The sequence below is a fragment of the Pseudomonas sp. PS01270 genome (assembly GCF_029959775.1).
In the GTDB taxonomy this organism is placed as follows: domain Bacteria; phylum Pseudomonadota; class Gammaproteobacteria; order Pseudomonadales; family Pseudomonadaceae; genus Aquipseudomonas; species Aquipseudomonas atacamensis.
The window spans coordinates 1-4,290 of the sequence record NZ_JASCPT010000222.1 but is presented as its reverse complement, the minus strand read 5'-3'; the positions used below and the strand labels follow the sequence as shown (position 1 = coordinate 4,290).

At 60.8% G+C, this 4,290-nt stretch carries 4 protein-coding genes; 1 reads left to right on the top strand and 3 read right to left on the bottom strand.

Translation table 11 applies throughout. The features are described 5' to 3' along the window. The 3 genes from QMX86_RS27510 to QMX86_RS27500 all read right to left on the bottom strand — a co-directional run. On the bottom strand, nucleotides 1–1,150 hold a 1,150-nt coding region (locus QMX86_RS27510), incomplete at its 3' end, for a cryptochrome/photolyase family protein (protein ID WP_282390428.1). A gap of 191 nt (nucleotides 1,151–1,341) precedes the next feature. Then, nucleotides 1,342–2,463, bottom strand: a complete 1,122-nt coding sequence (locus QMX86_RS27505; RefSeq protein ID WP_282387783.1) for an alkene reductase — start codon at nucleotides 2,461–2,463, stop codon at nucleotides 1,342–1,344. Nucleotides 2,464–2,565: 102 nt separating this feature from the next. After that, nucleotides 2,566–3,243: a type 1 glutamine amidotransferase domain-containing protein gene (locus QMX86_RS27500; RefSeq protein WP_073476243.1), complete on the bottom strand. Its 678-nt coding sequence runs from the start codon at nucleotides 3,241–3,243 to the stop codon at nucleotides 2,566–2,568. A 212-nt stretch (nucleotides 3,244–3,455) separates the two neighbouring features. On the opposite strand from QMX86_RS27500, the gene QMX86_RS27495 reads away from it, so the two are divergent. Beyond that, nucleotides 3,456–4,040: a TetR/AcrR family transcriptional regulator gene (locus tag QMX86_RS27495; protein ID WP_073476244.1), complete on the top strand. Its 585-nt coding sequence runs from the start codon at nucleotides 3,456–3,458 to the stop codon at nucleotides 4,038–4,040. Nucleotides 4,041–4,290: the final 250 nt, after the last annotated feature.

The following is a 4,290-nucleotide window of genomic DNA, read 5'->3' as shown; positions in this document are numbered from 1 at the left end:
GCGCAATCCCGGCGAGCAAGGCAAAGTTACCAGTGACCATCAGGCGCTGAATGTGGTGGGCGTAGGCATGTTGCAGGCTTTGGCCGATGGCCTGGCGCATGCAGTTCATCTGTGTCTGCCCGGTCCAGTAGAACTCCGGCAGCGGACGCGAGTTGCCAAACACGTTGCCCTCGGCGTAGTCCGGCATCTTCAGCCAGTACACGCCGCGCACGTATTCACGCCAGCCGATCAGCTGCCGAATGAAGCCTTCGGCCGCGTTGAGGCCGATGCTCCCCGACCAGTACGCCGCCTCGACATCGCTGCACAGCTGGCGCAGATCGAGCAGGCCGATGTTCAGCGCGGCACTGATCCGCGCGTGAAACAGAAACGGTTCGTCGCTGGCCATGGCGTCCTGGTAATCACCGAAGCCGGCCAGCGCATAGTCGAGAAAGTATTGCCACAGGGCCTGGGCATCGGCGTGGGTCACCGGGTAATTGAAGTCATCCAGCGTGCCGTAATGCGTGGCGAAGCGCTCGCCGACCAATACCAGCACCTCTTGGGTGATTGCGTCATTGGCGAAACGCGCCGGGTAGGGCGGTTTGGCGTGTTTGGGCAGCGCCTTGCGATTCTCCGCATCGAAATTCCATGCACCGCCGACCGGCGTACCGTCCCCGTTCAGCAGCAGCCGACTCTTGCGCCGCATCTCGCGGTAGAAAAACTCCATGCGCAGCTGCTTCTTGCCGCTGGCCCAATTGGAGAACTCTTCGCGGGAGCAGAGGAAACGGCTGTCTGAATGCCAGTGCACGGGCAAGCCCGAATCTTTGATTGACTGCTCAAGGCGCCAGTCGCCGCATTCGGTGATATGAATCTGTTCGGCGCCGGTGAGGGTTTGCCAGCGCTGCAATTCGCCGGGGATGGAGCCGCTGTTATCCGGGTCGTCGAGGCGGACGTATTGGACGCGGTAGCCTTTATCGCGCAACGCCTCGGCAAAGTGGCGCATGGCGCTGAAGATCAGAGCGATCTTTTGCGGATGATGGGCGACGTGGGTCGCTTCCTCCATGACCTCGACCATCAGCAGCAGGTCGTGCTGGGGATCGAGTGGCTGCAGGGAGGCCAGGTCGAATGACAGCTGGTCGCCGAGGATCAGGAGCAAGCGGTGGGCAGGGGGCATGGAGCGAAGTCCGGTGAACGATTCGAACTCCAATAGTTATACAGATTGTTTGTTATGTATAGGTATTGTGCGCGCAGTGTCCCGTGTGGGAGCTGGCTTGCCAGCGATAGCGTTTTGTCAGGCACACATGCATCGACTGATCTGACGCCATCGCTGGCAAGCCAGCTCCCACAGGGGTTTGTGTTGTGTCCTTATGCGGGGTAGGTCGGGTAATCGATATAACCCTCGGCACCACCGCCATACACCGTCGCCGGATTCAACTGATTCAACGGCCAGTCATTGGCAATCCGCGCCGGCAGGTCCGGGTTGGCCATGAATGGTCGGCCAAACGCGACGAGATCGGCCAGCCCCGACTCAAGCAATTGCGCGCCGGTTTTGGCGGTGTAGCGGCCGGCATAAATGATCGCGCCGCTGAACGTGTCGCGCACGGCCTGGCGAAAGGTCTGCGGCATGGCTGGCGCGTTGTCCCAGTCGGCTTCGGCGATCGACAGGTAGGCGATGCCCACGTCTTCAAGAATCTTGATCGCCGCAATGTAAGTTGTGTGCGGATCTTCCTCGACCAGGCCCAGGTACGTCCGCGCTTCATCGGTGGTAGTGAACAGCGGCGCAAACCGCACACCGACCTTGTCCTTGCCGATGCATTCGGCGACGCCGGCCACCACTTCGCGCAAGAAGCGCAAGCGATTGTCCAGTGAGCCGCCGTACAGGTCGGTGCGCAGGTTGCTGTGGGCGGAGATGAACTGGTTGACCAGATAACCGTTGGCGCAGTGCAGTTCGATGCCGTCGAAACCCGCATCCATCGCGTTGCGCGCGGCCTGGATGTACAGCTGAATCAGTTCCTGCACTTCATCGGTGCTCAACGCGCGCGGAGCGGACGGCGGCACCAGTTCACCGACACCGGGCGCGGTTTCGATGAACACGCTCACGCGATCCGTGGCGACCGCAGAGGCCGACACCGGCGCATCGCCGTTGGGCTGCAACGCAATGTGCGAGACCCGACCGACGTGCCAGAGCTGGGCGAAGATCACACCATCCACGGCGTGCACCGCCTCGGTGACTTTGCGCCAACCGGCGATCTGCTCCGGCGTGTGAATGCCCGGCGTCCACGCATAACCCTGACCGCGCGGTTCGATCTGCGTGCCTTCGGTGACGAGCAAACCGGCACCGGCGCGCTGCTGGTAATACTCGGCCATCAACTCGTTGGCGACATTGCCCGGTTGTGTGCTGCGCTGGCGGGTGAGAGGCGGCAGAACGATGCGGTTTTTCAGGGTGTGGTTGCCCAATTTGGCGGGCGTGAAAAAAGCGCTATTCATGGAGTAAGCCTTGAATCTGATTAGACCAGTCGACTAGTGACTGGGCAAAAAAACAACGCCGGGCGGTACGCACGCGGCGTTGATCGGGTTGGAGCGAGGGATTCAGCCGAGCATCTTCAACAGCTTTTCGGCAACGGCGGCAGAGCTGGCCGGGTTCTGGCCGGTGACCAGTTGACCGTCAGCCACCACGTGAACCTGCCAGTCGGCGACTTTCGAATAGCGCCCGCCAAGGCGCTGGAACTCGTCTTCGATGAGGAACGGCACCACGTCAGTCAGGCCGACTGCAGCCTCTTCGGCATTGGTGAAACCGGTGACATCACGGCCCTTGACGATCGGCTGGCCGTCAGCGCGCACCACATGACGCAACACGCCGGGTGCGTGGCAGACAAAACCGTGAGGTTTGTTGGCGCGGTCGAAGGCTTCGATCAGTGCAATAGAGGCTTTGTCTTCGGCCAGATCCCACAACGGGCCGTGGCCGCCTGGGTAGAACACGGCATCGAAATCCTCGGCCTTCACATCAGCCAGACGGCCAGTGGTGGCCAATGCTTGTTGTGCGGCCGGATCGGCGCGGAAGCGGTCGGTCTCGGCAGTCTGCGCGCTTGGCTCATCGCTTTTTGGATCGAGCGGAGGCTGGCCGCCGGCAGGCGATACCAGGGTGACGTCGGCGCCGGCGTCCTTGAAGGCAAAGTAAGGCGCGGCGAACTCTTCCAGCCAGAAACCGGTTTTCTTGCCAGTGTTGCCGAGTTGATCGTGGGAAGTCAGAACCATCAAGATTTTCATAGAGCACCCTTGGGTTGGTCTGGCATCGGCAGAAGGCGAGGGATTCGCTTGTTGTCGGTGCCGCATGAATTTGTGTGTCGGGGCGCAGCATAGTTTCCAATTAGACCAGTCGTCTAGTAATTTTTTCAGAAAATGTTTTTGCCCGTCGGTTATGGCAAACTCCCGGTCCTGAAAACTATACGACTGGTCTATTGTCTGGAATTTTGCGCACCATGAAGCCGACCTTTGACGACACCCGCCAACACTTGCTCGACACCGGCCACCGGATGATGGCCGAGAAGGGCTTCACCAGCGTCGGCCTCAACGAGATCCTGCAGACCGCCGGCGTGCCGAAGGGCTCGTTCTATCACTACTTCAAATCCAAGGAGTTGTACGGCCAGGCGCTGCTCGAGGATTACTTCGTCGACTACCTCGCCGACATGGAGCGCCGCCTGACGCTGCCGGGGCTGACTGCCTTCGAGCGTTTGATGGATTACTGGCAGGGCTGGCAGAACCGCTGCACCCTCGAAGGCCACGGCGATGAATGCCTGGTGGTGAAACTCAGCGCCGAAGTCGCCGACCTCTCCGAATCAATGCGCCTGACCCTGCGCGACGGCGCCGAACGCATCGTCGCGCGCATCACCGAATGCATCGAACAAGGCCAGACCGACAAAAGCCTGCCGGAGGGCGATGCGCGCAAGTTGGCGGAGACGCTGTATCAGCTCTGGCTCGGTGCCAGCCTGCTGAACAAATTGCAGCGCACCGGGCAGTCGCTGGAGACCTCAATGGCGATGACTCGGCAGTTGTTGCGAGTCTGAGCCTCGCCGCAGATCCCTTTGGGAGCGAGCCTGCTCGCGAAGACGGCGGCACATTCAATATTTTCATCGCCTGACCGGATGCCTTCGCGAGCAAGCTCGCTCCCATAGGTTTTCGCGGCGTGTGCCAAATCCCGGCGACATGCAAAATCCAGTGTGGGAGCGAGCCTGCTCGCGAAGACGGCGGCACATTCAACATCTTCATTGCCTGACCCAATGCATTCGCGCGCAAGCACGCTCCCACAGGATTAAA

What these genes read in the sequence shown, in the direction of transcription:
- QMX86_RS27505 (WP_282387783.1), bottom strand. Translation starts at nt 2,463, where the DNA reads ATGAATAGCGCTTTTTTCACGCCCGCCAAATTGGGCAACCACACCCTG.
- QMX86_RS27500 (WP_073476243.1), bottom strand. Translation starts at nt 3,243, where the DNA reads ATGAAAATCTTGATGGTTCTGACTTCCCACGATCAACTCGGCAACACT.
- QMX86_RS27495 (WP_073476244.1), top strand. Translation starts at nt 3,456, where the DNA reads ATGAAGCCGACCTTTGACGACACCCGCCAACACTTGCTCGACACCGGC.